General features: G+C 60.7%; 21 protein-coding genes and 1 riboswitch. Of the genes, 14 read left to right on the plus strand and 7 right to left on the minus strand.

Features of this window, described 5'->3' with window-relative positions:
• Positions 1-261 (plus strand): hypothetical protein, encoded by a 261-nt coding sequence (locus tag ACODTY_RS00990; RefSeq protein ID WP_488992430.1) that lies wholly within the window; start codon positions 1-3, stop codon positions 259-261.
• A 2-nt stretch (positions 262-263) separates the two neighbouring features.
• On the opposite strand, the gene ACODTY_RS00995 is transcribed toward ACODTY_RS00990, so the two are convergent.
• Complete coding sequence (locus tag ACODTY_RS00995; protein ID WP_488992431.1) at positions 264-1,160, minus strand: DMT family transporter; 897 nt, start codon at positions 1,158-1,160, stop codon at positions 264-266.
• 201 nt (positions 1,161-1,361) lie between these two features.
• Between ACODTY_RS00995 and ACODTY_RS01000 the strand changes: the two genes are divergently transcribed.
• From ACODTY_RS01000 to ACODTY_RS01010, 3 genes are all read left to right on the plus strand, one after another.
• Positions 1,362-2,660 (plus strand): adenylosuccinate synthase, encoded by a 1,299-nt coding sequence (locus tag ACODTY_RS01000; protein ID WP_488992432.1) that lies wholly within the window; start codon positions 1,362-1,364, stop codon positions 2,658-2,660.
• A gap of 63 nt (positions 2,661-2,723) precedes the next feature.
• Entirely contained in the window at positions 2,724-4,253 is a 1,530-nt protein-coding gene (locus ACODTY_RS01005; RefSeq protein ID WP_488992433.1) for a hypothetical protein, read from the plus strand.
• A gap of 173 nt (positions 4,254-4,426) precedes the next feature.
• On the plus strand, positions 4,427-5,365 hold the full coding sequence (locus tag ACODTY_RS01010) for a homocysteine S-methyltransferase family protein (RefSeq protein WP_488992434.1): 939 nt from the start codon (positions 4,427-4,429) through the stop codon (positions 5,363-5,365).
• A 109-nt stretch (positions 5,366-5,474) separates the two neighbouring features.
• On the opposite strand, the gene ACODTY_RS01015 is transcribed toward ACODTY_RS01010, so the two are convergent.
• A complete protein-coding gene (locus tag ACODTY_RS01015) occupies positions 5,475-7,295 on the minus strand; it encodes an ABC-F family ATP-binding cassette domain-containing protein (RefSeq protein WP_488992435.1) in 1,821 nt (606 codons plus the stop codon).
• Position 7,296: 1 nt separating this feature from the next.
• Positions 7,297-7,941: a thiamine diphosphokinase gene (locus ACODTY_RS01020; protein ID WP_488992436.1), complete on the minus strand. Its 645-nt coding sequence runs from the start codon at positions 7,939-7,941 to the stop codon at positions 7,297-7,299.
• Positions 7,942-8,034: 93 nt separating this feature from the next.
• A riboswitch (TPP riboswitch) is annotated at positions 8,035-8,145 on the plus strand.
• A 47-nt stretch (positions 8,146-8,192) separates the two neighbouring features.
• Here ACODTY_RS01020 and thiB point away from each other — a divergent pair.
• The 4 genes from thiB (at position 8,193) to ACODTY_RS01040 (ending at position 13,269) form a co-directional block, all read left to right on the plus strand.
• Positions 8,193-9,191 (plus strand): thiamine ABC transporter substrate binding subunit, encoded by a 999-nt coding sequence (gene thiB, locus ACODTY_RS01025; RefSeq protein ID WP_488992437.1) that lies wholly within the window; start codon positions 8,193-8,195, stop codon positions 9,189-9,191.
• A gap of 76 nt (positions 9,192-9,267) precedes the next feature.
• Entirely contained in the window at positions 9,268-10,887 is a 1,620-nt protein-coding gene (gene thiP, locus ACODTY_RS01030) for a thiamine/thiamine pyrophosphate ABC transporter permease (RefSeq protein WP_488992438.1), read from the plus strand.
• Positions 10,884-11,645, plus strand: coding sequence for a thiamine ABC transporter ATP-binding protein (thiQ, locus tag ACODTY_RS01035; protein WP_488992439.1), 762 nt, complete (start codon positions 10,884-10,886; stop codon positions 11,643-11,645). The genes thiP and thiQ overlap by 4 nt, the downstream gene beginning before the upstream one ends.
• Positions 11,646-11,802: 157 nt before the next feature.
• Positions 11,803-13,269, plus strand: coding sequence for a M48 family metalloprotease (locus ACODTY_RS01040; RefSeq protein WP_488992630.1), 1,467 nt, complete (start codon positions 11,803-11,805; stop codon positions 13,267-13,269).
• A 17-nt stretch (positions 13,270-13,286) separates the two neighbouring features.
• Here the strand turns inward: ACODTY_RS01040 and ACODTY_RS01045 are convergent, their stop codons facing one another.
• Positions 13,287-13,490, minus strand: coding sequence for a YdcH family protein (locus ACODTY_RS01045; RefSeq protein WP_056238157.1), 204 nt, complete (start codon positions 13,488-13,490; stop codon positions 13,287-13,289).
• A gap of 318 nt (positions 13,491-13,808) precedes the next feature.
• Between ACODTY_RS01045 and ACODTY_RS01050 the strand changes: the two genes are divergently transcribed.
• The 3 genes from ACODTY_RS01050 to ACODTY_RS01060 all read left to right on the plus strand — a co-directional run bounded on the left by ACODTY_RS01050 (position 13,809) and on the right by ACODTY_RS01060 (position 16,444).
• Positions 13,809-13,988 carry a YdcH family protein gene (locus tag ACODTY_RS01050; protein WP_488992440.1) on the plus strand — a complete coding sequence of 60 codons (180 nt, stop codon included), beginning with the start codon at positions 13,809-13,811 and terminating at the stop codon, positions 13,986-13,988.
• Positions 13,989-14,323: 335 nt separating this feature from the next.
• Positions 14,324-15,580 carry a flavodoxin-dependent (E)-4-hydroxy-3-methylbut-2-enyl-diphosphate synthase gene (gene ispG / locus ACODTY_RS01055; protein WP_488992441.1) on the plus strand — a complete coding sequence of 419 codons (1,257 nt, stop codon included), beginning with the start codon at positions 14,324-14,326 and terminating at the stop codon, positions 15,578-15,580.
• Between the two features lie 3 nt (positions 15,581-15,583).
• Positions 15,584-16,444 carry a transglycosylase SLT domain-containing protein gene (locus tag ACODTY_RS01060; RefSeq protein ID WP_488992442.1) on the plus strand — a complete coding sequence of 287 codons (861 nt, stop codon included), beginning with the start codon at positions 15,584-15,586 and terminating at the stop codon, positions 16,442-16,444.
• Between the two features lie 72 nt (positions 16,445-16,516).
• Here the strand turns inward: ACODTY_RS01060 and ACODTY_RS01065 are convergent, their stop codons facing one another.
• Together ACODTY_RS01065 and ACODTY_RS01070 are read right to left on the minus strand one after the other, a co-directional pair.
• Positions 16,517-18,853 carry a response regulator gene (locus ACODTY_RS01065; protein WP_488992443.1) on the minus strand — a complete coding sequence of 779 codons (2,337 nt, stop codon included), beginning with the start codon at positions 18,851-18,853 and terminating at the stop codon, positions 16,517-16,519.
• Between the two features lie 101 nt (positions 18,854-18,954).
• The gene (locus ACODTY_RS01070) at positions 18,955-19,893 is read right to left on the minus strand and encodes a polyprenyl synthetase family protein (protein ID WP_488992444.1); all 939 of its coding nucleotides are present in this window, start codon (positions 19,891-19,893) and stop codon (positions 18,955-18,957) included.
• Positions 19,894-19,978: 85 nt separating this feature from the next.
• On the opposite strand from ACODTY_RS01070, the gene ACODTY_RS01075 reads away from it, so the two are divergent.
• The 3 genes from ACODTY_RS01075 to ACODTY_RS01085 all read left to right on the plus strand — a co-directional run bounded on the left by ACODTY_RS01075 (position 19,979) and on the right by ACODTY_RS01085 (position 21,774).
• On the plus strand, positions 19,979-20,752 hold the full coding sequence (locus ACODTY_RS01075) for a biosynthetic peptidoglycan transglycosylase (RefSeq protein ID WP_488992445.1): 774 nt from the start codon (positions 19,979-19,981) through the stop codon (positions 20,750-20,752).
• 230 nt (positions 20,753-20,982) lie between these two features.
• On the plus strand, positions 20,983-21,165 hold the full coding sequence (gene rpmF, locus ACODTY_RS01080; RefSeq protein ID WP_008834724.1) for a 50S ribosomal protein L32: 183 nt from the start codon (positions 20,983-20,985) through the stop codon (positions 21,163-21,165).
• A gap of 201 nt (positions 21,166-21,366) precedes the next feature.
• A complete protein-coding gene (locus ACODTY_RS01085) occupies positions 21,367-21,774 on the plus strand; it encodes a hypothetical protein (RefSeq protein WP_488992446.1) in 408 nt (135 codons plus the stop codon).
• 14 nt (positions 21,775-21,788) lie between these two features.
• Here the strand turns inward: ACODTY_RS01085 and ACODTY_RS01090 are convergent, their stop codons facing one another.
• Positions 21,789-22,061, minus strand: a complete 273-nt coding sequence (locus ACODTY_RS01090) for an ArsR/SmtB family transcription factor (RefSeq protein WP_056238180.1) — start codon at positions 22,059-22,061, stop codon at positions 21,789-21,791.
• Positions 22,062-22,063 lie beyond the last annotated feature (2 nt).

Consider the following 22,063-nt stretch of genomic DNA (forward strand, 5'->3'; position numbering starts at 1 on the left):
ATGGGCGACGAAGCCGGCAAGCCTCCGGATGATGAAGCAGATGAGCAGTGGGCGCTGGTCAACACCCCGCTTGGCGAGCCATGGTCGGGCCGCTCGCGCTATGCTGCGGCGATGTATTTTTTCAAGCGCGGTGAAATGGATGCGGAGACGCTTGAGGTCTACCGCATTTGCTCAAGGCTCGATGCGGAAGATCCGCTGCCGATCGTGCGCGACCGTGGTGCCGGCAAAGCCTGGCTGAAGCGCATGGGATTCGGCGCCTAGTTTCAAGTCAGAGCTGCGAACTTGCGGCCGCTATGTTCGGCGATCAGCACGCCGCCAAGCACCAGAACCAATGCTACCGCGTGGTAGAATTGAAATGCTTCGCCGAGAAGCAGGACCGCCAGCAGCGCGCCCCATAGCGGCAGGAAGTTGATGAACAGGCCGGCACGGTTGGCGCCGATCAGTTCGACGCCGCGAATGTACGTGGCTTGTGCGATCAGGGACGGAAACAGGACCACATAGGCGATGATTGCCCAGCCTTTGGCGTCGGGAAGGATCGTGGCGCCAATGGCAGCTTCGGCCGCCACGAAGGGCACCGAGCTCAGCGAAGCGCCAACGCATAGACCGACCATCAGCGTTATCCAGTGTACCTGTGGCTTGCGGCGCAAGACGACGGTGTAGATGCCCTGGGTGGTGATCGCGACAAGCATCAGTGCGTCGCCGAAGTTCATTTCAAGGTGAATGAGGCGCTCGACCTCGCCATGCGTGGCCGCAACGATGACGCCGAAGAAGGAAAGGGCGAAGCCGACTATCTGACCTTTTGTCGTTCGGGTCCTGAACAGAAGGAAGGACGTGACGAACACGACCAGCGGAATGCCGCCCTGTTCGATGCTGACATTGGTTGCGGAGGTGTAGAGCAATGCGCAGTACATCGCGACGCTGAACAGGGTGAAACCCAGCGTGCCGGCAATAAGAAGAAACCAGGAGCGATTGCGGATCACGACCCAGTCTGCAACGAGATGACGCCAGCCCACGAATGCCAGCAGAATGACCGTGAAGCTCCAGCGCGCCGCGGTCAGGATCATGGGCGAGACGTGCCCAACTGCCATCTTGCCGGCAACTGCATTCCCTGCCCAAAACAGCGTGGTCAAAAGCAGGAGAAAATAGGCATTTCGAAACATGGCAACATTCGGCATTTCACATTGATGCCGGGCCTAATGTCACTTGCTGGACAAGTAAATGATGCGAAGGGCGAAAATTGTTGTGTTCGGGATGCTTGCGAGCGGCAAAGAATGGTCGCATCGGCGTTTGCTTGACGTTATAGAGGCCTGTCATTTTGCGGGTCCTCTGTTCTGCTCGACCCGAACTGAAGGGAAGAAAATATGGCCAATGTGGTGGTCGTCGGCTCTCAGTGGGGCGACGAAGGCAAGGGCAAGATCGTCGACTGGCTGTCGGAGCGCGCCGATGTCGTGGTTCGTTTCCAGGGTGGCCACAATGCCGGCCATACGCTGGTTGTCGACGGCAATGTCTACAAGCTCTCGCTCTTGCCATCGGGCGTAGTGCGCAAGGGCAAGCTGTCGATCATCGGCAACGGCGTCGTCTTCGACCCGCATGCCTTCGTGGCCGAGGTGTCCAAACTCAAGGCCCAAGGCGTGGAGGTTGTGCCCGAGCGCCTGAAAATAGCCGAAAACACCGCGCTTATCCTCTCCCTGCACCGCGAGTTGGACGGATTTCGTGAAGATGCCGCGTCCAATTCCGGAACGAAGATTGGTACGACCCGGCGCGGTATCGGCCCTGCCTACGAGGACAAGGTTGGCCGCCGCGCGATCAGGGTGATGGATTTGGCGGATTTGGACACGCTTCCCGCGAAGGTCGACAGACTGTTGACGCACCACAATGCCTTGCGGCGCGGCCTCGGCCACGGCGAAGTGGCGCATGACGTGATCCTGCAGGAGCTTACCTCCGTCGCTGGAGAGATCCTGCCTTACATGGATCGGGTCTGGAAGATACTCGACGATCGCCGCCGCGGCGGCGAGCGCATCCTGTTCGAGGGAGCGCAAGGTACGCTGCTCGACATCGATCATGGCACCTATCCGTTCGTAACCTCATCCAATACGGTTGCCGGGCAAGCCTCGGCCGGTTCCGGCGTCGGACCTGGGGCGCTGAGCTATGTGTTGGGCATTACCAAGGCTTATACGACCAGAGTTGGCGAAGGGCCTTTTCCGACCGAGCAGAAGAACGAGATCGGGGAGTTCCTCGGCACCAAGGGGCACGAGTTCGGAGTGGTCACGGGGCGCAAGCGGCGCTGCGGCTGGTTCGATGCGGTGCTGGTGCGCCAGGCGGTTGCCGTCAACGGCATCAAGGGCATTGCACTGACCAAGCTGGACGTGCTCGACGGACTGCCCGAGATCAAGGTTTGTACCGGCTATATGCTGGACGGCGAATTGATCGACTACCTGCCTGCGAGCCAAGGCGCGCAGGCCCGGGTCGAGCCGGTGTACGAAACGCTCGAGGGCTGGCAGGAAACCACGGCTGGGGCCAGAAGCTGGGCGGATTTGCCGGCGCAGGCGGTCAAGTATGTGCGCCACATCGAGGAATTGATCGGCGCGCCGGTAGCGCTGCTTTCAACCAGCCCGGAGCGGGATGACACGATACTTGTGACCGATCCGTTTCAAGACTAACTATCCCGATCCGCCGACCAAGGACCCGATTGGGCGGCTGGCAAATAACAGGTCAACTGAAGCATGGCAGATTTCGTTGCGGTTCTGAAGAAGACGATCGACGGTCTCGGCGAAACCACGCCGCAGATGCGCGCGAAGGTCTATGACAAGGCGCGCTCGACAGTTGCGGCCAAGCTGGCGGCGATCCAGCCTGCACCACCTGCTGCGGTGGCCGAGCGTCAGAAGCGTGCACTTGAAGATGCCATTGCCACGGTGGAGAGCGGCTATGCGGCGCCTGTCGCCGCAGAGGTGGACCCGCTGGCCGAACTCGACGACATCTTCTCTTCGATCGACAAGAACAAGAACCAGTCCACTCACGTGCGGCCAACTGCCAAGGCCGAAACCTCGTCGCCCAATCTCGAAGCCAAGCCGGACCCCTCGTGGCGCAATGCGGACCAGGCGGTATGGACCGAGCCTGCGCCGCCCGAGTTCGCGCCCGCCGAAGGTGGGCCGGTCTATCCGGCAGGAGATGAGTTCGAAAGGGAGGCGGGCTGGCGTGGCGATGTATTTGCCAATGTCGATGAACCGGACAGCAAGCGCAGCTACAAGGGCTTGATCGCTGCGGCTATTGCCGCGCTGGTGGTCGCCGGCGGCGCTTATGGCGTTTGGCTGAACAAGGATGCCTTCCAGGGCATGTTCGCGTCCACCGACGAGCCGAAGCCGGTTGTGGTCAAGCCGGTGAAGGTCGCGCCGACTGCTGGCACTGAAACCGCCGCTACCGAGCCTGCCGCTGCGCCGGCACCGGCCGCAGCCCCGGCAAGCGGGGCCGACAGTGGCGACACGGCGAAGTTTACACAGCGCCTGATGCCGGATGGCAACGAGACCGATCCCGGACCGGCTGCCGGTGAAAGTGGTGTGGGTGAAGGCACCTCCGTCGTTGCTTTGACCACGCCTCCACCGGCCGTGGCGCCTACGCCCGCGCCCGCTGACAACACCGCAACGGCACCTGCCGCCAGCGAACAGACGCCGCCCGCTGCGCCCGAAACGCAGGCTGCGGTGCCGGTTGGGCAAAAGGCAATTTTCTATGAGGAGCGTACCAGCGTTGCGCAAGGTTCCGCGGAACCCGGCAACATCGTCTGGTCGCTGGTCCAGGAATCGCCTGGAGGCGATGCGCCGCCTGAGCCCGCAATCCGGGGCGAGGCCACCATTCCGGGCAAGGATGTGCAGCTACGCCTGACCATCCGCCGCAATGCTGATCAGACGTTGCCGGCCAGCCATATCGTGGAGATGATCTTCCTGACGCCTGATGGTTTCGAAGGCGGCGGCATCGAGAACGTGTTGCGTATCGCCTTGAAGACGGCGGAGCAGGATGCAGGCAGCCCGTTGATAGGTATTCCGGCCAAGATCGCCGACGGCTATTTCCTCGTCGCACTCAATGATACCGCAGCCGACGAAAACGCGAATATGACGCTGCTGCGGAACCAGGAATGGATTGACGTTCCGGTGATCTACAAGTCGGGACGCCGGGCACTGTTGACGATGGAAAAAGGCATTCCGGGCGACAAGGTGTTCGACGAAGCGCTGAAGGCTTGGCAGGCCAAATCGGCGGGTTGAAGCCGGCTCGCAGCATGCGCTGTGGCAGTTGCAACAGCATATGCTAATATCGCCCGGCGAACCGGGAGATTCACGAGTGGGGTTTCCTGTTCGCGTCTCGCTGTCTCGCATCGGCCGGTTTGAAATTTCCCCTGCTGCTGGTTCGATGCCTTTGAGCTGTCGGAGCACACTGCATGTGGGCCGCAAAGGTCGATCCAAGGGAATTGGGTGAAACCGTTCTGCTGATGGACGGCGGATTGGAGACCTCGCTGATTTTTCTCGACGGTGTCGAATTGCCAGGCTTTGCGGCATTCCCGTTGCTTGACGATGCATCCGGCCTGGCGCGGCTCGATGACTATTTCCGACAATATCTGGATATCGCCGAACGAAACGGCGTGGGCTTCGTACTGGATACGCCGACATGGCGAGCCAATCTCGATTGGGGTGAGAAGCTTGGCTATCCGCGCGAGGCGCTCGCGAGTATCAACGGCCGTGCCGTCGCAAACGCGCGGGCGCTCGCTGAACCCTATGTGGCGCGGGGCATGGCGGTTCTGGTGAACGGCGTCATTGGCCCCCGCGGCGATGGTTACCGTCCCGACGCGCTGATGACGATTTGCCAGGCGGAGGACTATCACCGCGATCAGGTCTCGGCCTTTCGTGCCGCAGGAGCCGACATGGTAAGCGCGGTCACCATGAACTACACCAACGAAGCTGTCGGCGTCGCCTGCGCGGCGATGAGCGTTGGCTTGCCTTCGGTAATTTCATTCACCGTCGAAACCGATGGCCGTCTTCCCTCGGGGGAGAGCCTGCAGGAGGCGATCGAACTGGTCGATGACGAGACCGACGGTGCGCCGGCCTATTTCATGATCAACTGCGCTCACCCGAGCCATTTCGAAGAGGTTCTGGGAGATAGCGCGCGCTGGATGAAACGCATTCGCGGGGTGCGGGCGAACGCCTCGACAAAGAGCCATGCGGAACTCGATGAGGCAACGGAGCTCGACCCCGGCGATCCGGCCGATCTTGGCCGTCGTTACCGTGCCATGCGCGACCGCTACAAACATATTTCTGTTCTGGGTGGCTGCTGCGGCACGGATTGCCGCCATATCAATGCAATCTGCGAGGCTTGCCTATAGGGATCCAAAGCAGCGGGCGTTCTGAGGAACGCACATCTCGCTGCTCAGGCTCAGTTCCTTTAGCCGCATTTGTGCAACATCAGACGATTCCTTCTGACTGCAAAATGCTCTAGCCTTCCAGTTCCTCGCGCAGCATTTCCAGCTCCAGCCATTCCTCCTCAAGGGCGGTAAGCGTGGCACGCTCCTTGTCGAGTGCGGCGATGGTCTTCTGGAAGCCCTTGGGGTCGCGTTCATAGAAGGCTGGATCGGCAATATTGTTTTCAAGTGTCGCGATCGATGACGAAACGGCCGCCATCTTCGTTGGCAGGTTCTCCAGCGCGAATTTCTGCTTGAACGATAGTTTGGTAGCAGGTGACTTGACTGTCGCCGGTGGGATTTTCTCGCCAGGGGGCGCGTCTTCGACGGCAGTGCGTGCGCGTAGTTTTCGGTCATCAAGCCTTGTGCCGCCCCGCTGCGCCAGCATGTCGGAATAGCCGCCGGCATATTCGATCCAGCGGCCGTTGCCTTCAGGGGCGATGGTGCTCGTTACTGTGCGGTCGAGGAAGTCGCGGTCGTGGCTGACCAGAATGACCGTGCCGGCGAAACCGGCGACCAGTTCCTGCAGCAACTCCAGTGTTTCCATGTCAAGGTCGTTGGTCGGTTCGTCGAGTACCAGCAGATTGGCCGGGCGGGCGAGAACGCGCGCCAACAGCAGCCTTGCCCGCTCCCCGCCGGAGAGTTCACGCACGGGAGTACGCGCCTGCTCCGGCTTGAAGAGAAAGTCTTTCATGTAGGAAACGACGTGGCGCTGTTCGCCGTTGATGACGAGGTTCTCGCCGCGACCGTCGGTCAGATAGTGGGTCAGCGTCTCATTCGGCTCGACCGCCTCGCGCTTCTGGTCAAGCGTGGCGATCTCGAGATTGACGCCGAGGCGGATGGTGCCGGTATCCGGTGCGAGTTCCCCGGTCAGCATTTTCAATAGCGTCGTCTTGCCCGCACCGTTGGGGCCGACGAGGCCGATGCGATCGCCTCTCTGGATACGGGTGGAGAAATCCTTGACGATGATGAGGTCGCCGAAGCTCTTGCCGATTCCCTTGGCTTCGACGACCAGCTTGCCGGATTCGGCCGCGTCGCTTGCCACCATGGTCGCGGTGCCCTCGGCACCCTTGTGGCCGCGAAAGCGCTGCCGCATGGTCTGGAGTTCGCCCAGCCTGCGCATGTTGCGCTTGCGGCGTGCGGTGACGCCGTAGCGCAGCCAATGCTCCTCGCGAACGATCTGGCGGCCAAGCTTGTGCTGCTCGCGCTCTTCTTCCTCCAGAACCTTGTCGCGCCATTCCTCGAAATGGCCAAAGCCCCTGTCCAGCCGGCGGGTCTGGCCGCGATCCAGCCAGACGGTGGCGCGGGAAACGCGTTCGAGGAAGCGGCGGTCGTGCGAGATGACGATCAAGGCCGAAGATGTGCGGGCAAGCTCGTCTTCCAGCCATTCGATGACTTGCAGGTCGAGGTGGTTGGTCGGTTCGTCGAGCAGGAGGATGTCGGGTTCCGGGGCCATGACGCGGGCAAGAGCCGCGCGGCGGGCTTCTCCGCCCGAAAGCTCGTCGGGTCTTTCGTCTCCGCTCAACCCAAGATGCTCCATCAGGTAGGTAGCGCGATGTGGATCGTCGGCGGGAGCAAGGCCCGCCTCGACATAGGCGCGCACGCTGGCGAAACCGTCCATATCCGGCACCTGGGGCAAGTAGCGGATCGTTGCCGAAGGCTGGCGGAATACTTCGCCGTCCTGCGCTTCGATCAGCCCGGCTGCGATCTTCAAGAGCGTGGACTTGCCGGAGCCGTTGCGGCCGACCAGGGCTATCTTGTCGCCTGCGGTGACGGTCAGCTCTGCCCCGTCGAGCAACGGCGTGCCGCCAAAGGTCAGCTTAATGCCAGTGAGATTGAGGAGCGGCGGGGCCATGTCAGGTTCCGGAAATCGGGAAAGGATGGGCAACGAGCAGTGCCCGACCGCTGGCGAGTTCGATACGCAATTTTCCGGCGACCACGTTGGAGATCGTAAGCGACGAGCCGAACGGCACCTTGACGTTCCGGAGCGGCCAGCTGGCGCCTTCGACCGTCAGCCCGTCCAGATCGGAAAAGCCGAGGATCGAGAACATGGTGCCTTCGGCATAGTCGAAATGCATCGACCGGTTGAGCAGTGGCACACCTTCCTGTGCGCCGCTGGTCAACAAGACCGAGACGCCGCCTTGCGCGAGGCGCACAGCCAGCGCCAAGTGCAGGAATGCATGGTCGGCACGCAGTCCGCCGAAGGCACCGGCAAGGATCAACTCGCTGGCACCTTTCTCTCTCGCAATGTCGATTGCCAACTCACCGTCGGTCTTGTCTTTTTCAGCGGGAAACTTCTGCTTCGGCACTGACCGCAGACGGTGCGGAAGGTCGTCAGGCACCGAATCGAAATCCCCGACCCAAAGCTCCGGCGTCAGTTCGAGCAACTCGGCATGCCGGATACCCGAATCGGCGGCGATGACGCGCGTTCCCGCGACCTGATCATCGAGCACTGGAGTTCGGACGAGGTCGCCGCCCAGCAGGATGGTGAATTTGCTCATGGGCGAGGCCCTTAGCAGCCCCCATTGCAGAACGGAAGTCCGACGCCGGCAAGCTCACTCTTGCAAGGCCGATCTTCCGGGACTATGTGTCGAAACGCTCTAACGGGGTGCCGGACGCGTCATGCGGACCGGCTGAGAGGCAAATGCCAACCCGCTGAACCTGATCCGGTTTGTACCGGCGGAGGGATTAGATGCTTTCGGGAACTCCCGGCGCCTCAATTCCCTTGTTTGTTTGAATGAAGGAGGCGCCGATGCGCACAGTGCTTTTATCTTTTCTCACAGCCACCACGCTTGGCCTGATTGTTCCTGCTTCGGCCAAGGACAAGCTGACGGTATACACCTATGAAAGCTTCACCGCGGAATGGGGCCCCGGCCCGCAGGTGAAGAAGAATTTCGAAGCCGAATGCGGCTGCGAAATTGATTTCGTTTCGGTCGCCGATGGCGTTGCTCTTCTCAACCGCGTCAAGCTGGAGGGGGCAGCGACCAAGGCCGACGTGGTTCTTGGACTCGACACCAATCTCACTGCCGAGGCCAAGGCCACGGGGTTGTTTGCGCCGCATGGCGTCGCTGGCGAAACCAACGTACCTGGCGGCTGGAGCGACGATACCTTTGTGCCTTACGACTATGGCTATTTCGCTGTCATCTACGACACCGAAAAACTGAAGACCCCGCCGAAGAGCTTGAAGGAACTGGTGGAAGGCGATCCCGAGCAGAAGATCGCCATTCAGGATCCACGCACATCGACGCCCGGCCTGGGCCTGCTTTTGTGGGTCAAGTCGGTCTATGGCGACAAGGCGGGCGAGGCTTGGGCCAAGCTCAAGGGCCGCGTGCTGACGGTGACGCCGGGCTGGAGCGAAGCCTATGGCCTGTTCACCAAGGGTGAAGCGCCGATGGTGCTGTCCTACACCACTTCGCCCGCTTACCACATGGTCGCCGAAAGCAGTGAACGCTATCAGGCGGCGGCGTTCGATGAGGGTCACTATCTGCAGATCGAGGTCGCCGGTATCACGACCAGCGGTGCCAAGAATCTGCTGTCGGAAAAGTTCATGGCCTTCATGACAGGCCCCGGTTTCCAGGACGTCATTCCCGAGACGAACTGGATGTTCCCGGCGGGCAAGACCGACAAGCCGCTCAACCCGGCTTTCGACAGACTGGTGAAGCCAACCAAGACCTTGCTTTTCAGCCCCGAAGAAGTGGCCCAGAACCGCAAGGCTTGGGTCGATGAGTGGCTTGGCGTGATGAGCAAATAGGGTTGGCAATCCTGCGCGAACACCTCTCCTCGCAAGCCGGGGAGAGGTGTTTCAGGACACTGGATATTCGGTACCGATGCGCCTGACCCGTAGATCAGACCCTCGCATAGCGGCCGGCGTCGTGGCGCTTGCCGCCATCGCGCTGCTCATCGGCGGTGCGTTTGTCGGGCTGGTTGCCGAAGGAGCGCGCGACCTGTCGGGCGCTTATGCAGCCATTGACGGCTACCTCTTGCGTGTTGCGCGTTTCACGCTGTGGCAAGCGATCCTGTCAACTTTGCTTTCCGTGTTGCCGGCGCTGTTTGTTGCCCGCGCATTGGCGCGACATCCACGCTTTTTCGGCCGCGACCTGGTCCTGCAGCTTTTCGCGGTGCCGCTGGCGTTGCCGGCAATCGTTGCCGCGCTTGGCCTTCTGGCGCTTTACGGGCGCGCCGGCTTTTTCGCCGATTTCCTCGGTGGTCTGGGCGGTGGCATATGGCCCGGCATCTATGGCCTGTCGGGAATTCTCGTGGCGCATGTGTTCTTCAATCTGCCCCTTGCGACACGGCTTTTTCTGGAAGCTTTGCAGACCGTACCCGCCGATCAATGGCGGCTGGCAAGCCAACTCGGCATGAGCGCGCGCCCTGCTTTTCGGCTGATCGAATGGCCGGTGCTGCGGCAGGCGTTGCCTGGTATCGCCGGGCTTGTCTTCATGCTCTGCATCACCTCTTTCACCATAGTTCTGACGCTTGGGGGAGGGCCACGGGCGACCACGCTCGAAGTGGCCATCTACCAGGCGCTGCGTTTCGATTTCGATCCCATCCGCGCCGTGGCGCTGACCCTGCTACAGATCGCATTGACGCTTGCCGTCGTGCTTGTGCTTACCCGTCTTGGCGCAAACACCGTTGGCGATGCAAACCTGTCAGTCACGCCCCGCCGCTATCTTTCGGTCACAAAAGGCGAGGCAGCCTTCAATGCAGTACTGATTGCGCTTTCTCTCTTGTTTGTCGCCGGGCCGATGGCGGCGACGGTTGCGGCAGGTGTTGAGGCCGATCTTTGGCGACTGGTCACGGAAAGTGCGGTGCGCAGCGCAGCGCTGACCAGTCTTGTGCTTGCCTTCATGTCTGCCGTTCTGTCTGCAGCATTGTCGCTTGCCTTGATCATGGCGCGCCGCGCATTGGCGGCGAAGCGTGTAGGGCAAGGCAATACGATACTTGAATACGCAACCGACACCGGTGCAGGTTTCGTGCTGGTCGTCCCGCCGATCGTCACAGGTGCGGGCTGGTTTATCCTGTTGCGCCATGCTGGAGACGTTTTCGCATTGGCGCCGGTGATGGTCGTGACCGTGAACGCGGTGATGGCGATGCCGTTTGCGATCCGCGCGCTGCGTCCTGCCTATGATGCCGCCAGCGAACGCCACGAGCGGTTATGCGCGTTGCTTGGCATTTCCGGCTGGAACCGCCTGAGGCTGATCGACTGGCCGCCGCTGCGGCGACCTTTGGCGACAGCCTTCGCCTTTGCCATGGCGCTGTCGTTGGGCGACCTTGGCGTGATTGCACTGTTCGGCAGCGACTCCGTGCAGACGCTGCCCTATCTTCTGCTGTCGCGGATGGGCAGTTACCGGACCGAGGACGCGGCCGGTCTGGCGCTGATCCTAGGTGTTGTCTGTCTTGCACTTATGTTTGTTGCAGCTCGTTTCGGAAAGGATGCTTCCGCATGAGTGACGGGAGGCAGCCGGGTGTAGCCGTAAAGTTGGGAGGTGTGGCGTTCAGCTATGGCGAAGCCAACTTCGATTTCGACGTGGCATTTGCGCCGGGAGAGATTTCCGCGGTGATGGGACCAAGCGGGTCGGGTAAGTCAACCTTGCTCAATCTCGTCGCCGGCTTCGAAACTCCTCAAGCCGGCAATGTGATGATCGGCAGTAAGGACGTGACATTGGATGAGCCTGCAAGCCGACCTGTTTCGATGGTGTTTCAAGAAAACAATCTGTTCGCGCACCTTTCGGTTGAAGACAATGTGGGATTGGGATGCTCGCCTTCGCTGAAGCTGAGCCCGTCCGACCGCGATGCAATTGGCGAGGCATTGGCGCGGACCGGGCTTGATGGCAAGCAGCGACGCTTGCCGCGCGAATTGTCCGGCGGCGAACGCCAAAGGGTAGCACTTGCACGGGTGTTAGTGCGCGATCGCCCCGTGTTGTTGCTTGACGAGCCTTTCGCATCGCTTGGACCGGCGTTGCGCGACGACATGCTGGACCTTGTGGCTGATCTGCAGGCCGAGCGACGCATGACGGTGTTGTTCGTGACCCATCAGCCGGAAGACGCCCGGCGGATAGCCAAGAACATGGTTTTTGTCGAAAATGGAACTGTCGCGGCGGTGGGACCAGCCGGGCATTTCTTCAGCAAGGATGGACCGGAGGCGTTCAGGCGCTATATCGGCTTCGAGAGTGAATCACATGATGTTGCCCGGAAGCGGACATAATTTACGGCCAAAGCGGCATCGGCAGTCGGGGCTTGTTCTTGCTATGCAAGGTTGAGTGTGGCTAGGTCCGCGCAAGGATGGTTGGATAGCCCCTGATTTGCCTATTGGAACGGGAAAGGACGCCGATCTGTCGACCGGCCTTCATCATTTCAGCAAATTGACGCTGCCACGCACGCTCGTGCTGGCGAGCGTGGCATTTGTGTTGGCCGCCTGCCAGGCGATTACGCCGCCGGATGTGCAGGAATCGGCATTCCGCCCTTCCGACAAGCCGGTCACGGTCGACAATGTCACCGCCAACAACAAGCTGGCGGAGCTTGCGCGCGCCCAGCATCCGCGCATTCTGGCCACTTACGGCGGGGAGTATTCCGATCCCAAGCTCGAACGCATGGTCGCCAAGGTCATCGGCAGCCTGACCACGGTTTCGGCCAACCCGACGCAGAATTACCGCATCACCATCCTCAACTCGCCGAACGTGAACGCCTTCGCGTTGCCGGGTGGCTATCTCTACATCACTCGCGGCCTGCTTGCGCTGGCCAACGATTCGTCAGAACTTGCGGCTGTCGTTGCGCACGAAATGGGTCACGTCACCGCCAATCATGGGTTGCAACGCCAGCAACTCGAGGCGGAAGAGGGCTTGGCCACCAAGGTGGTTTCCGATGTGCTGGGCGATAGCCCAACCGCTAAAGTGGCGCTGATACGGGGCAAGCTCAGGCTGGCTCAGTTTTCGCGCAATCAGGAACTTGAGGCCGACGCAATCGGCATCAAATCGGTGGGCGAGGCCGGCTATGATCCTTATGCTGCCAGCCGCTTCCTGCAGTCGATGTCCACCTACACCGATTTTCGCTCGGTCAGCGGTGCAACGGATGCCAGCCTCGATTTTCTGGCGACGCATCCAAATACGCCGCAGCGTATAGAACTGGCTCTGCGCCATGCGCGCCAGTTCGGCCCGCCCGGTGTTGGCACCCGCGACAGGGACAGCTTTCTCGCTGGCATAGACGGCCTGCTTTACGGCGACACGCCGGAAGAGGGTTATGTGCGGGGCAACACCTTCCTGCACCCGGGCCTCGGCGTCTCGTTCTCGGTGCCCGACGGCTTCATCATCGACAATTCGGCGACGGCGGTTACCGCCACGGGGCCGGGCGACATGGCGGTGCGCTTCGATGGCGTGTCGGTGGGCAAGGATCGTTCGCTGACGGACTATATCCGTAGCGGTTGGGTTGCAGGCCTCGATGACGCCAGCGTGCGCCAGGAGACCATCAATGGCAACGAGGCGGCCATCGCAAGCGCAAGCGCCGAAGGTTGGCGTTTTGACGTCACCGTGATCCGAGCAGGCGGGCAGGTCTACCGGCTGCTTACCGCAGCACCGGCAGCCAGCACGTCGCTCGACAGCGTTGCCCGGTCTGTCGGCGGCAGCTTCCGTATCCTGTCTCCGGCCGAGAAGGCAGCGCTGAAGCCGCTTCGTATCCGCATCGTTACGGTGAAGCCGGGCCAGACGATGGGAACGCTGTCCGCCCAGATGGTGGGCGTGGACCGCAAGCTGGACCTTTTCAGGGTGCTTAACGCGCTTGCACCTGGAGCCACCGTTTCCGCCGGCGACAAGGTCAAGATCATCACCGACAAATAGCCGGCGGCCCTGCGTTTTCAGGCGATGATGTCGGGAATGATGCGGTCTTCCAGCGACCTTAGCCGGTCCTTCAGGGCAAGCTTCTTTTTCTTCATGCGCTGGATCTGCAAAGGATCGCAGCCGGTTTCGAGCATTGCGTTGATGGCAGCGTCGAAGTCGGCATGATCCTGCTTCAAGCGCGCGAATTCTAGGCGGATATCGGCCTGTTCCTGTTCGGACATTATTTACCGTCTGCACTATTGCGGCGCCCACAGTGCGCCTTGGGTGGGAACCCTGATGGGCGAAAACAATGGCTCGTCGCCACTGACGCCATGCAGTTATCACATTTCAGCCTGTGGTGGAATGCGACGCTCTTATTCCGAAACCGAAATTCGTTCACGGCACTTGTTCCAAAAGTGACGAATGTGAAATTCCCCACATGAGTCCATTCGACATCCGCTTCGGTTGATGGCAGACTGTCATCGTGCCGTCACAGTGTGAACCTGCGGTGGACGTTGCGGCGGCCGCATTCGAGGAAACCATGAAAGGGAGAACCAATCATGTCTCTTGCGTCCCATCTTGACGAATTGCATAGGAAACACGGCGACATCGAGCGTGAGATTGACAATGCCATGCTGCATCCGTCGGTCGACGATCTCGAAATAGCCGCCCTTAAGCGACGCAAGCTGGCCATCAAGGACGAGATTGAGAAACTGAAGAGCCAACCCACCACCCATTAAGGCTGCTTCGAAAATACAATCGCAAATCAGTGGTTCTATTGTCTCGGCGGCTGCATGCCGCCGGGGAACGCTGTTTGGTTGAAGCGATTTAATACTGCAGTTTGGCGAACGACTCCGCTAATGCGGCTTGCCCATCGGACATGTGCGTTTGATCCGGATGCAATCGCCGCATTGACAAGTCGAACGCTCTCCTCCACCTCATGAGATGATTTCGCACGCCCGCCAAAAGGATTTCACATTCTTCACGGCATGGTATGCACGTTTGATGCAGTGGGGCGCCCTGACGTATCCGGCCGGATGCGCGACGTCTCGGGAAGGTTCTAGAGGCGGCCGGCATGACCGGGTATTATTCCTCACCATTTGAGCGCCGTGCTTCGGTCGGCGTCGATGTCGGCGGCGTAATGGTCGGCGGAACCGCACCCGTCGTCGTCCAGTCGATGACCAATACCGATACCGCGGATATCGACCAAACGGTTGCTCAGGTGGCGGCGCTGCACCGCGCCGGCTCCGAGATCGTTCGCATTACCGTCGATCGGGACGAGAGTGCAGCCGCTGTGCCGTTTATCCGCGACCGGCTGGCGCGGCTTGGCGTCAACGTGCCTCTGGTGGGGGATTTCCATTATATCGGGCACAAGCTGCTTGCCGACCATCCGGCCTGCGCCGAGGCGCTGGCGAAGTATCGCATCAATCCCGGCAATGTCGGCTTCAAGGACAAGAAGGACAAGCAGTTCGCCGCAATCGTCGAGATGGCGATCCGTCACGACAAGCCGGTGCGCATCGGCGTCAATTGGGGCTCTCTCGACCAGGAACTTCTGACCAGGCTGATGGACGAGAACCAGTCCAATGGTTCGCGGCTTACCGCGCAAGAAGTGACGCGCGAGGCAATCGTGCAATCGGCGATCTTGTCGGCCGAACTTGCCGAAGAGATCGGGCTCGGCCGCGACAAGATCATCCTGTCGGCCAAGGTCAGCGGCGTACAGGACCTGATTGCCGTCTACACCGAACTTGCGACGCGCTCCAACCATGCCTTGCACCTGGGCCTTACCGAGGCTGGAATGGGCTCGAAAGGGATCGTCGCCTCATCGGCCGCGATGGGCATACTGCTCCAGCAGGGCATTGGCGACACAATCCGCATCTCGCTGACGCCGGAACCAGGCGGCGATCGCACTCGCGAAGTGCAGGTTTCGCAGGAACTCCTGCAAACGATGGGGTTTCGTCAGTTCGTGCCGATCGTGGCGGCCTGCCCCGGTTGCGGACGCACGACATCCACGGTTTTTCAGGAACTGGCGCAGTCGATCCAAGACGATCTGCGCAAAAACATGCCGGTGTGGCGAACCAAGTATCCGGGCGTCGAGCAGCTCAAGGTTGCGGTGATGGGCTGTATCGTCAACGGTCCCGGCGAATCCAAGCACGCAGATATCGGTATTTCCTTGCCGGGTACGGGCGAGATGCCGACTGCGCCGGTATTTATCGACGGCAGGAAGGCCGCAACGTTGCGCGGACCAAACATCGCTTCCGATTTCGAAAAGATGGTTGCCGACTACATCGAACAGCGCTTCGGCGACAGTAGCAGAGCCAAGGCTGCGGAATAGCCGATGCGGGCGCGGGACGCGGCTCGGCTCATTGCAATCCCGATTGTTCTGCTTGTTGCCGGCGGAGCGACTCAAGCTGATCCACCAAAGCCGGCCAAGGAACGGCTTCTCGGCCGCGTATGTGAACTGATCGAGGTTCATGCGGAGCGCGCCGGTTTGCCCAAGGAGTTTTTCGCCCGGCTGATCTGGAAAGAGAGCCGTTTTGATCCTGGTGCCGTCAGTCCGGTCGGTGCCGAGGGCATCGCGCAGTTCATGCCCGGAACGGCCAAGATGCGCGGCCTTGCCGATTCTTTCGATATCGAGCAGGCCATTCCGGCTTCGGCCAGATATCTCGGCGAGCTGAAAACAAGTTTCGGCAATCTTGGTCTTGCGGCAGCGGCCTACAATGCCGGCGAGAATCGCGTATCGCGCTGGCTGCAATCGGGTGGTTTCTTGCCGTTGGAGACAGAGGACTACGTGCTCGACATCATGGGCGAGCCAGCTGACAGCTTCACCGACAAGACGCACGCCGGTTCGATTGCGCCACTGGATGAGAAATACAACTTCGCTGTTGCCTGCCGCAGGCTGCCCGCAATCATGTCGACGACGATTGCAATGGCAAGCGTGCATGTGAAGCCCTGGGGTGTGCAGGTCGCCGGTACTTTCCAGCGTAGTGCGGCAATCCGGCAATGGCAGCGGCTGAAAGCGCGGTTTCCGGCCGTGCTTGGCTTGCATGACCCGGTTGTAAGCCGGGTCCGGTCGCCACTTGGCTCAAGGGGTATCTATGCGGTGCGGATCGGTGCCGAAAGCCGAGGCGAGGCCAACGCAATTTGCCGGGACCTGAATAGTGTTGGCGGCGCCTGTGTTGTGGTCAGAAACCGTTAGGCTCGGTTTCAAAACGCCAGGGATGGGCGCACCGGTTGGCAGGTCGCGCCGATCTCTCGGGGCTTCCGATTTTCAGGCGATCTTCGCGGCTATGGTTTCGCTCAACCAACTGCCGATCTTGGTGCCAAGACGATCCGGAGAGATTGGTTTTGGCAAATAGTCGTCCATGCCTGAATCGAGGCACTTGTCGCGGTCGCCTTTCAAAGCATGGGCGGTGACGCCGATGATCGGAATATGCTCGCCCTTGCCTGTTTCATAGGCGCGGATAGCCCGTGTCGCCTCGTAACCGTTCATTTCCGGCATGGAGACGTCCATAAGGATCAGCTTGGGCTTTAAGGCGCGGTGCATTTCGACCGCCGTGCGGCCGTTGCCAGCGATACGGTAGCTGAGGCCCAATCCGTTGAGAATCTGGCCGAAAACCAGCTGATTTACCTCATTATCCTCGGCGATGAGGATGTCGATCGAGGTGTTGGTGGTAGTCGTCGCCTCCGCTGCGGTAGTCGTCGTGGAAGCAGGGTGGCGCAGGATCGTCGGGGCCGGGCGAACCGCTTGCGGGACCGATGCCGGTTCTCGCACGAATTGCGCCGTGCCGACCTGCGTGCGCGCCTTCTGGATGACGGATATGACGGTGCCGAGCAGGATCGCCGAGCGCGCCGGCTTGGTGAGGTGGGCGGCGATGCCGAAATCGATGACCAGCTTGCCGAAGTCGACCTGGTCGACGGAGGTCAGAAGGACGACCGGAATGCCGGCGAGACGGCTGTCCGCAGCGATCGCCTTGGCGACGTCGGCCCCGCTCATGCCGGGCATCTGGTAATCGAGGATGATGCAGTCGACCGAAGCGCCGAGCTGGAAGGCACGGTCGAGGAAGGCGAGGCCAACCGCACCGCTTTCAGCCGCCGCGCAATCGAAACGCCAGCTCTTGAGCTGTTCCAGCAGGATCTCGCGATTGACGGGGTTGTCGTCGATGACAAGCACGCGCGCGCCGGTGACGTCGCCGGGTATGATTTCGTCGCGCGGCTGTGCTTCATGCACCGGCAGCGGCACGGTAAACCAGAAGATCGAGCCGCGACCGATCTCGCTTTCCACGCCGATCTTGCCGCCCATCAGGTCGACAAGCCGTGCGCCGATGGCGAGACCGAGGCCAGTGCCTTCGTGGCGGCGGGTCGAGGATGAATCCACCTGCGCGAACTTCTCGAACACGCTTTGCAGCTTGTCGGCCGGGATACCGATGCCGGTGTCTTCGACGCCGACCTTCAAATGCACGGTGCCGTTCGAGATCTCACCGGAGACGTCGATCAGGACATGGCCTTTTTCAGTGAACTTGATGGCATTGCCGAGCAGGTTGGTGACGATCTGACGGAAACGCCCGGCATCGCCGACGACGAAGGCCGGCAGACGCGGATCGACGCGCACGATCAGTTCGAGGTTCTTTTCGGCTACCCGTGCCGAAACCAGCGTGGCAACGTCCTCGACAGCTTCCGTCAGCCGGAAGGGTGCCGGATCAAGTGTCAACTGGCCGGCGTTGATCTTCGAAAAGTCGAGGATGTCGTTGATGATGGTGAGCAACGCGTTGCCGGATTTGACGATCACGTCGGTGAACGTCTTCTGGCGCGGCGTAAGATCGGTCTTGGCCAGGAGTTCGGCCATGCCAAGCACGCCGTTCATCGGAGTGCGGATTTCGTGGCTCATATTGGCCAGGAATTCGGACTTTGCACGGTCCGCTGCCTCGGCCTTGAACAAGGAGGCTGAAGTCTCGGCGAACGCGCGGCGGATCGCCTTTTCCATCGGGCGGAATATCCAGAAGGCGACGGCAGCAAGCGCCGCGGCAAGCAGGAAGGTTCCCCACAGAAGCAGGCGGTCGGCGCGGGCATCGGCAAGCCGACGCTCGCTGTCGACGGCGTTACGTGCGCGAACCAGCATCGGCTGAGCGAACAGGTCGTTTTGGTTGCGGATTTCCCGATAGCTCCAGTCGTCGATCGACTTTGCTTCGGCCATCAGGTTGAGGTTGCGCACCATGTCGCGCGCCGACCACAAAAGATATCCGTTGATCGACGCCGACTTCAATTCGTCCACGGTGCGCGATGTCAGACGTGGCATGATGTCGGCAACTTCACCGGTAAGCGCCTCCATGCCCTGGGTGAGCTTTTGCGCATGGCCGTATGCGGCGGTAGCGAGCTCGTCGCGGGTGTCGGGACGCCACGCGGCAACTGCCGTTTCGGCGAAGCTCGCGGCATTGTTGAGATCGCGCGAAAAGGCGACGAACTGAGCGCTCAGCGTATCGACCTGATGGCGATATGAATTGGCATAGTTAAGCGTGGCAATGACGCCGCCGACGGACAATGCGAGAATCAGCAGGCCGGACAGGTAACGAATCCGGATTGACCGGAAGAAGGACATATACTCCGGCATGCGTAACCCCCAACACATACGCGCAATTGTAACGCCGGGGATCACACTGCATTAACATTAAGAATTCGTTGGTATTGCGGACCTTTACGCCCCGAGAGGGCCTATCTGTTGCGATTGGCGACGAATGTCGCGGCGGCTTTCAGCATCGCAGCCTGCTCGCCATAGGGTTCGAGCAGCGAATGTGCCTGTTCGACAAGGCCGTTCAACTGCCGGCGTGCCCAGTCGGCGCCGTGAAGCGCCGCTAGCGTGGCCTTGCCGGCCGCGGCATCCTTGCCGGTGGCCTTGCCGATCTGGCTGGCATCCGCCGTCATGTCGAGAAGGTCGTCGGCAAGCTGGAAGGCGAGCCCTATGGCGGAGCCGAATTCGGCTAGCCGTTCCCGGTCGGTCGCGGAGGCGTTGGCAAGGATTGGACCGGCCTCGCAGGCGAAGCGGATAAGGGCCCCGGTTTTCATTGCTTGCAGGCGGATGATGCCGGATTCGTCGGGGGAGGCATGCTCCGCCGCGAGGTCCAGCATCTGGCCACCGGTCATGCCGCCAAGGCCTGCTGCGCGCGCAAGACCCCTGACGAGGGCAAGGCGGGTCGCGGCGTTTATGGGCTGTTTGCCGCTGCGTGAAGGTTCATTGGCAAGGATATCGAAGGCAAGCGTGAGCAGGCTGTCGCCGGCAAGGATGGCAGTGGCTTCATCAAAGGCCTTGTGGACGGTCGGCTGACCACGCCGCAGATCGTCGTCGTCCATCGCCGGCAAATCGTCATGGATCAGGGAATAGCAATGAATGCATTCCAGCGCTGCAGCCACGTCGAGCGCTGCATCGGTTTCATCGTCCGGGGCAAACAGTGCGGCACTTTCCATGACCAGGAACGGGCGCAGCCTTTTGCCGCCATTGAGCACGCCGTGGCGCATGGCTGCCAGCAGGCGCTCCGGCCTTGCAATCTCGCCTGAAAGCGGGCGATCGTCGAGAAGACGCCGCAACTTTGCTTCTACGGCGCTTGCTTGCTCGGATAGCCGGGTTTCAAAGGCAATTTCGGCGTCTGTACTCATGGCGGCGAGCGGTAGCCGACACTCAGACATTGCGCAAGCAGTCTGGCGTCGTTATGCCGAAAGGCGATTGGCAGGGGCAAGGCAGGTGTCGGAACCGATCATCGAGCAAGAGACTGAGGGACTGGTTCACGGAACCGAGGGACATCTCATGTCGCGAGCAAAAAGGGGCGGTTTGACCCTTCTGCGCAAAGGCCGGCTGCGTGCCGTGTTGAAAGGCGTGGCAGCCCTTGCGCTGGTTCCCGTGGTTTTGACCTTCCTCTATCTGCCGTCCTTCGTGCATCCGGTTTCGACATTCATGTTGAAGGATTTGGCGACATTTTCCGGCTACGACCGTCAATGGGTCAGCATCGATGATGTTGCCCCGGTGCTCGCCCACTCCGTCATCATGTCGGAAGATGGCCAGTTCTGCTCGCATTACGGTATCGATCTGGGCGAACTGAAAGGGGTGGTGACCGACGCCATGGCGGGGGAGGCAACGCGTGGCGCATCGACCATCACCATGCAGACGGTGAAGAACCTCTATCTCTGGCAACGGCCGCTCACCACCTTGCGCAAGGTGGTGGAGCTGCCCCTGGCGGTCTATTTCGACCTTGTCGTGCCGAAACGGCGGATCATGGAAATCTACCTCAACATTGCCGAGTGGGGGCCGGGCATCTATGGCGTGGAGGCTGCGGCACGGCATCATTTCGGCATTTCCGCCAGCAAACTTTCACGTCGGCAAGCGGCGCTGCTTGCCGTGACCCTACCCAACCCGGCCGTCCGTAATCCCGGCAAGCCCGGCCGCGGGTTGAGGCAACTGGCAAGCATTATCGAGCGCAGGGCTGCGAAGGCCGGTGGCTATGTCGGTTGTCTCGACTAGGCGAGCTTGTCTTGACCGAATGTATGAAAGGTGAGCTTGGAACGCTTATCTCGGCCAGAATCGCTCAATAGTCCGAACGCTTAGGCGGATCGACGCAAAAAATCTCGCCATAGTGCTGGTCAAAGCGCCGTAGGCCGTGTATAGGCACGCCACTTTCTTCTAGAATTCGGCCCGCACGGCCCTTTCACGAGGGCATGGCGGGCTTTTGAACAGTTAAGTGGAGCATATCCATGGCCGTACCGAAACGAAAAACCTCTCCCTCGAAGCGCGGCATGCGCCGTTCGGCCGATGCGCTCAAGGCACCGACCTATGTCGAGGACAAGAATTCCGGCGAAATGCGCCGTCCGCACCATATCGATCTGAAGACCGGTATGTATCGCGGTCGCCAGGTGCTGACGCCCAAGGAAAGCTGAGTTCAGCTCTAGCCCTCGCAATGCATTGAGGCCGCCTTCGGGTGGCCTTTTGCTTTTCGGATATGTGCAACGCTCAAAATCCGACTGCGCATCTTCCGGGGCTTGACGGGCAAGGTGACCTGCATTCTACAACTGCAGGAGGTGTGGCGTTCGCGCCAGCCGCACCGAAATCGGCCTTGGTGCCTTGCCCGGAGAGATGTCATGCTGGCCAGCCTTCCGCTGCTGATCGTGCCCTTCATTATCTACAATCTGGGCCTTGCCGGGTTTTTCGGCTCCGGCGTCAATGGCGATCCATGGGCCGCCGAGATTTTTTCCATCGGCATGATGTCCGGCGGGGTCTTTTCCATGACGCTGGGCGACCTCATGGTCGTCATCGGGCTGATCTTCTTCTTTATCGAAATCCTGAAATCGACCCGCACCAGCAACGCCTCGGTGATCGATCACCTGTTGTCGACTTTTGTGTTCGTAGCTTTCCTGGTGGAGTTCCTGCTGGTCAGGGGCGCAGCGCACTCAGTGTTCTTCACGCTGATGATCATTACGCTGATCGACGTTCTGGCTGGATTCTCGGTGTCGATACGCGCGGCGGGACGCGACGTGAACCTGAACTGACAGCTTCTCGGATTTCAGGACGGCTGCGCGTCCCAGAACTGGTCGAGCCAGATGTTCAGCTTGAGGAAGCCCGAATTGGTGACCGTATAGACGCGCCGCGTACCGTCCGCCCTTGCGCTGACAAGACCGGCGTCGAGCAGGACCTTGAGGTGCTGGGATACTGCCGGACGTGAGACAGGCAGTCCGGCAGCCAGTTCATTGACGGTTTTCGGCCCCCGCCGAAGTTCTTCGAGCAGATGGCGCCGGTTTGGATCGGCGATAGCCGTGAACGCATCAATCAGCATCATGG

The sequence above is a fragment of the Mesorhizobium sp. FG116 genome (assembly GCF_057809835.1).

Excerpts from the sequence above, each read along its gene's own strand:
- ACODTY_RS00990 (WP_488992430.1), top strand. The coding sequence starts at position 1 with ATGGGCGACGAAGCCGGCAAGCCTCCGGATGATGAAGCAGATGAGCAG.
- ACODTY_RS00995 (WP_488992431.1), bottom strand. The coding sequence starts at position 1,160 with ATGTTTCGAAATGCCTATTTTCTCCTGCTTTTGACCACGCTGTTTTGG.
- ACODTY_RS01000 (WP_488992432.1), top strand. The coding sequence starts at position 1,362 with ATGGCCAATGTGGTGGTCGTCGGCTCTCAGTGGGGCGACGAAGGCAAG.
- ACODTY_RS01005 (WP_488992433.1), top strand. The coding sequence starts at position 2,724 with ATGGCAGATTTCGTTGCGGTTCTGAAGAAGACGATCGACGGTCTCGGC.
- ACODTY_RS01010 (WP_488992434.1), top strand. The coding sequence starts at position 4,427 with ATGTGGGCCGCAAAGGTCGATCCAAGGGAATTGGGTGAAACCGTTCTG.
- ACODTY_RS01015 (WP_488992435.1), bottom strand. The coding sequence starts at position 7,295 with ATGGCCCCGCCGCTCCTCAATCTCACTGGCATTAAGCTGACCTTTGGC.
- ACODTY_RS01020 (WP_488992436.1), bottom strand. The coding sequence starts at position 7,941 with ATGAGCAAATTCACCATCCTGCTGGGCGGCGACCTCGTCCGAACTCCA.
- thiB (WP_488992437.1), top strand. The coding sequence starts at position 8,193 with ATGCGCACAGTGCTTTTATCTTTTCTCACAGCCACCACGCTTGGCCTG.
- thiP (WP_488992438.1), top strand. The coding sequence starts at position 9,268 with ATGCGCCTGACCCGTAGATCAGACCCTCGCATAGCGGCCGGCGTCGTG.
- thiQ (WP_488992439.1), top strand. The coding sequence starts at position 10,884 with ATGAGTGACGGGAGGCAGCCGGGTGTAGCCGTAAAGTTGGGAGGTGTG.
- ACODTY_RS01045 (WP_056238157.1), bottom strand. The coding sequence starts at position 13,490 with ATGTCCGAACAGGAACAGGCCGATATCCGCCTAGAATTCGCGCGCTTG.
- ACODTY_RS01050 (WP_488992440.1), top strand. The coding sequence starts at position 13,809 with ATGTCTCTTGCGTCCCATCTTGACGAATTGCATAGGAAACACGGCGAC.
- ispG (WP_488992441.1), top strand. The coding sequence starts at position 14,324 with ATGACCGGGTATTATTCCTCACCATTTGAGCGCCGTGCTTCGGTCGGC.
- ACODTY_RS01060 (WP_488992442.1), top strand. The coding sequence starts at position 15,584 with ATGCGGGCGCGGGACGCGGCTCGGCTCATTGCAATCCCGATTGTTCTG.
- ACODTY_RS01065 (WP_488992443.1), bottom strand. The coding sequence starts at position 18,853 with ATGCCGGAGTATATGTCCTTCTTCCGGTCAATCCGGATTCGTTACCTG.
- ACODTY_RS01070 (WP_488992444.1), bottom strand. The coding sequence starts at position 19,893 with ATGAGTACAGACGCCGAAATTGCCTTTGAAACCCGGCTATCCGAGCAA.
- rpmF (WP_008834724.1), top strand. The coding sequence starts at position 20,983 with ATGGCCGTACCGAAACGAAAAACCTCTCCCTCGAAGCGCGGCATGCGC.
- ACODTY_RS01085 (WP_488992446.1), top strand. The coding sequence starts at position 21,367 with ATGCTGGCCAGCCTTCCGCTGCTGATCGTGCCCTTCATTATCTACAAT.
- ACODTY_RS01090 (WP_056238180.1), bottom strand. The coding sequence starts at position 22,061 with ATGATGCTGATTGATGCGTTCACGGCTATCGCCGATCCAAACCGGCGC.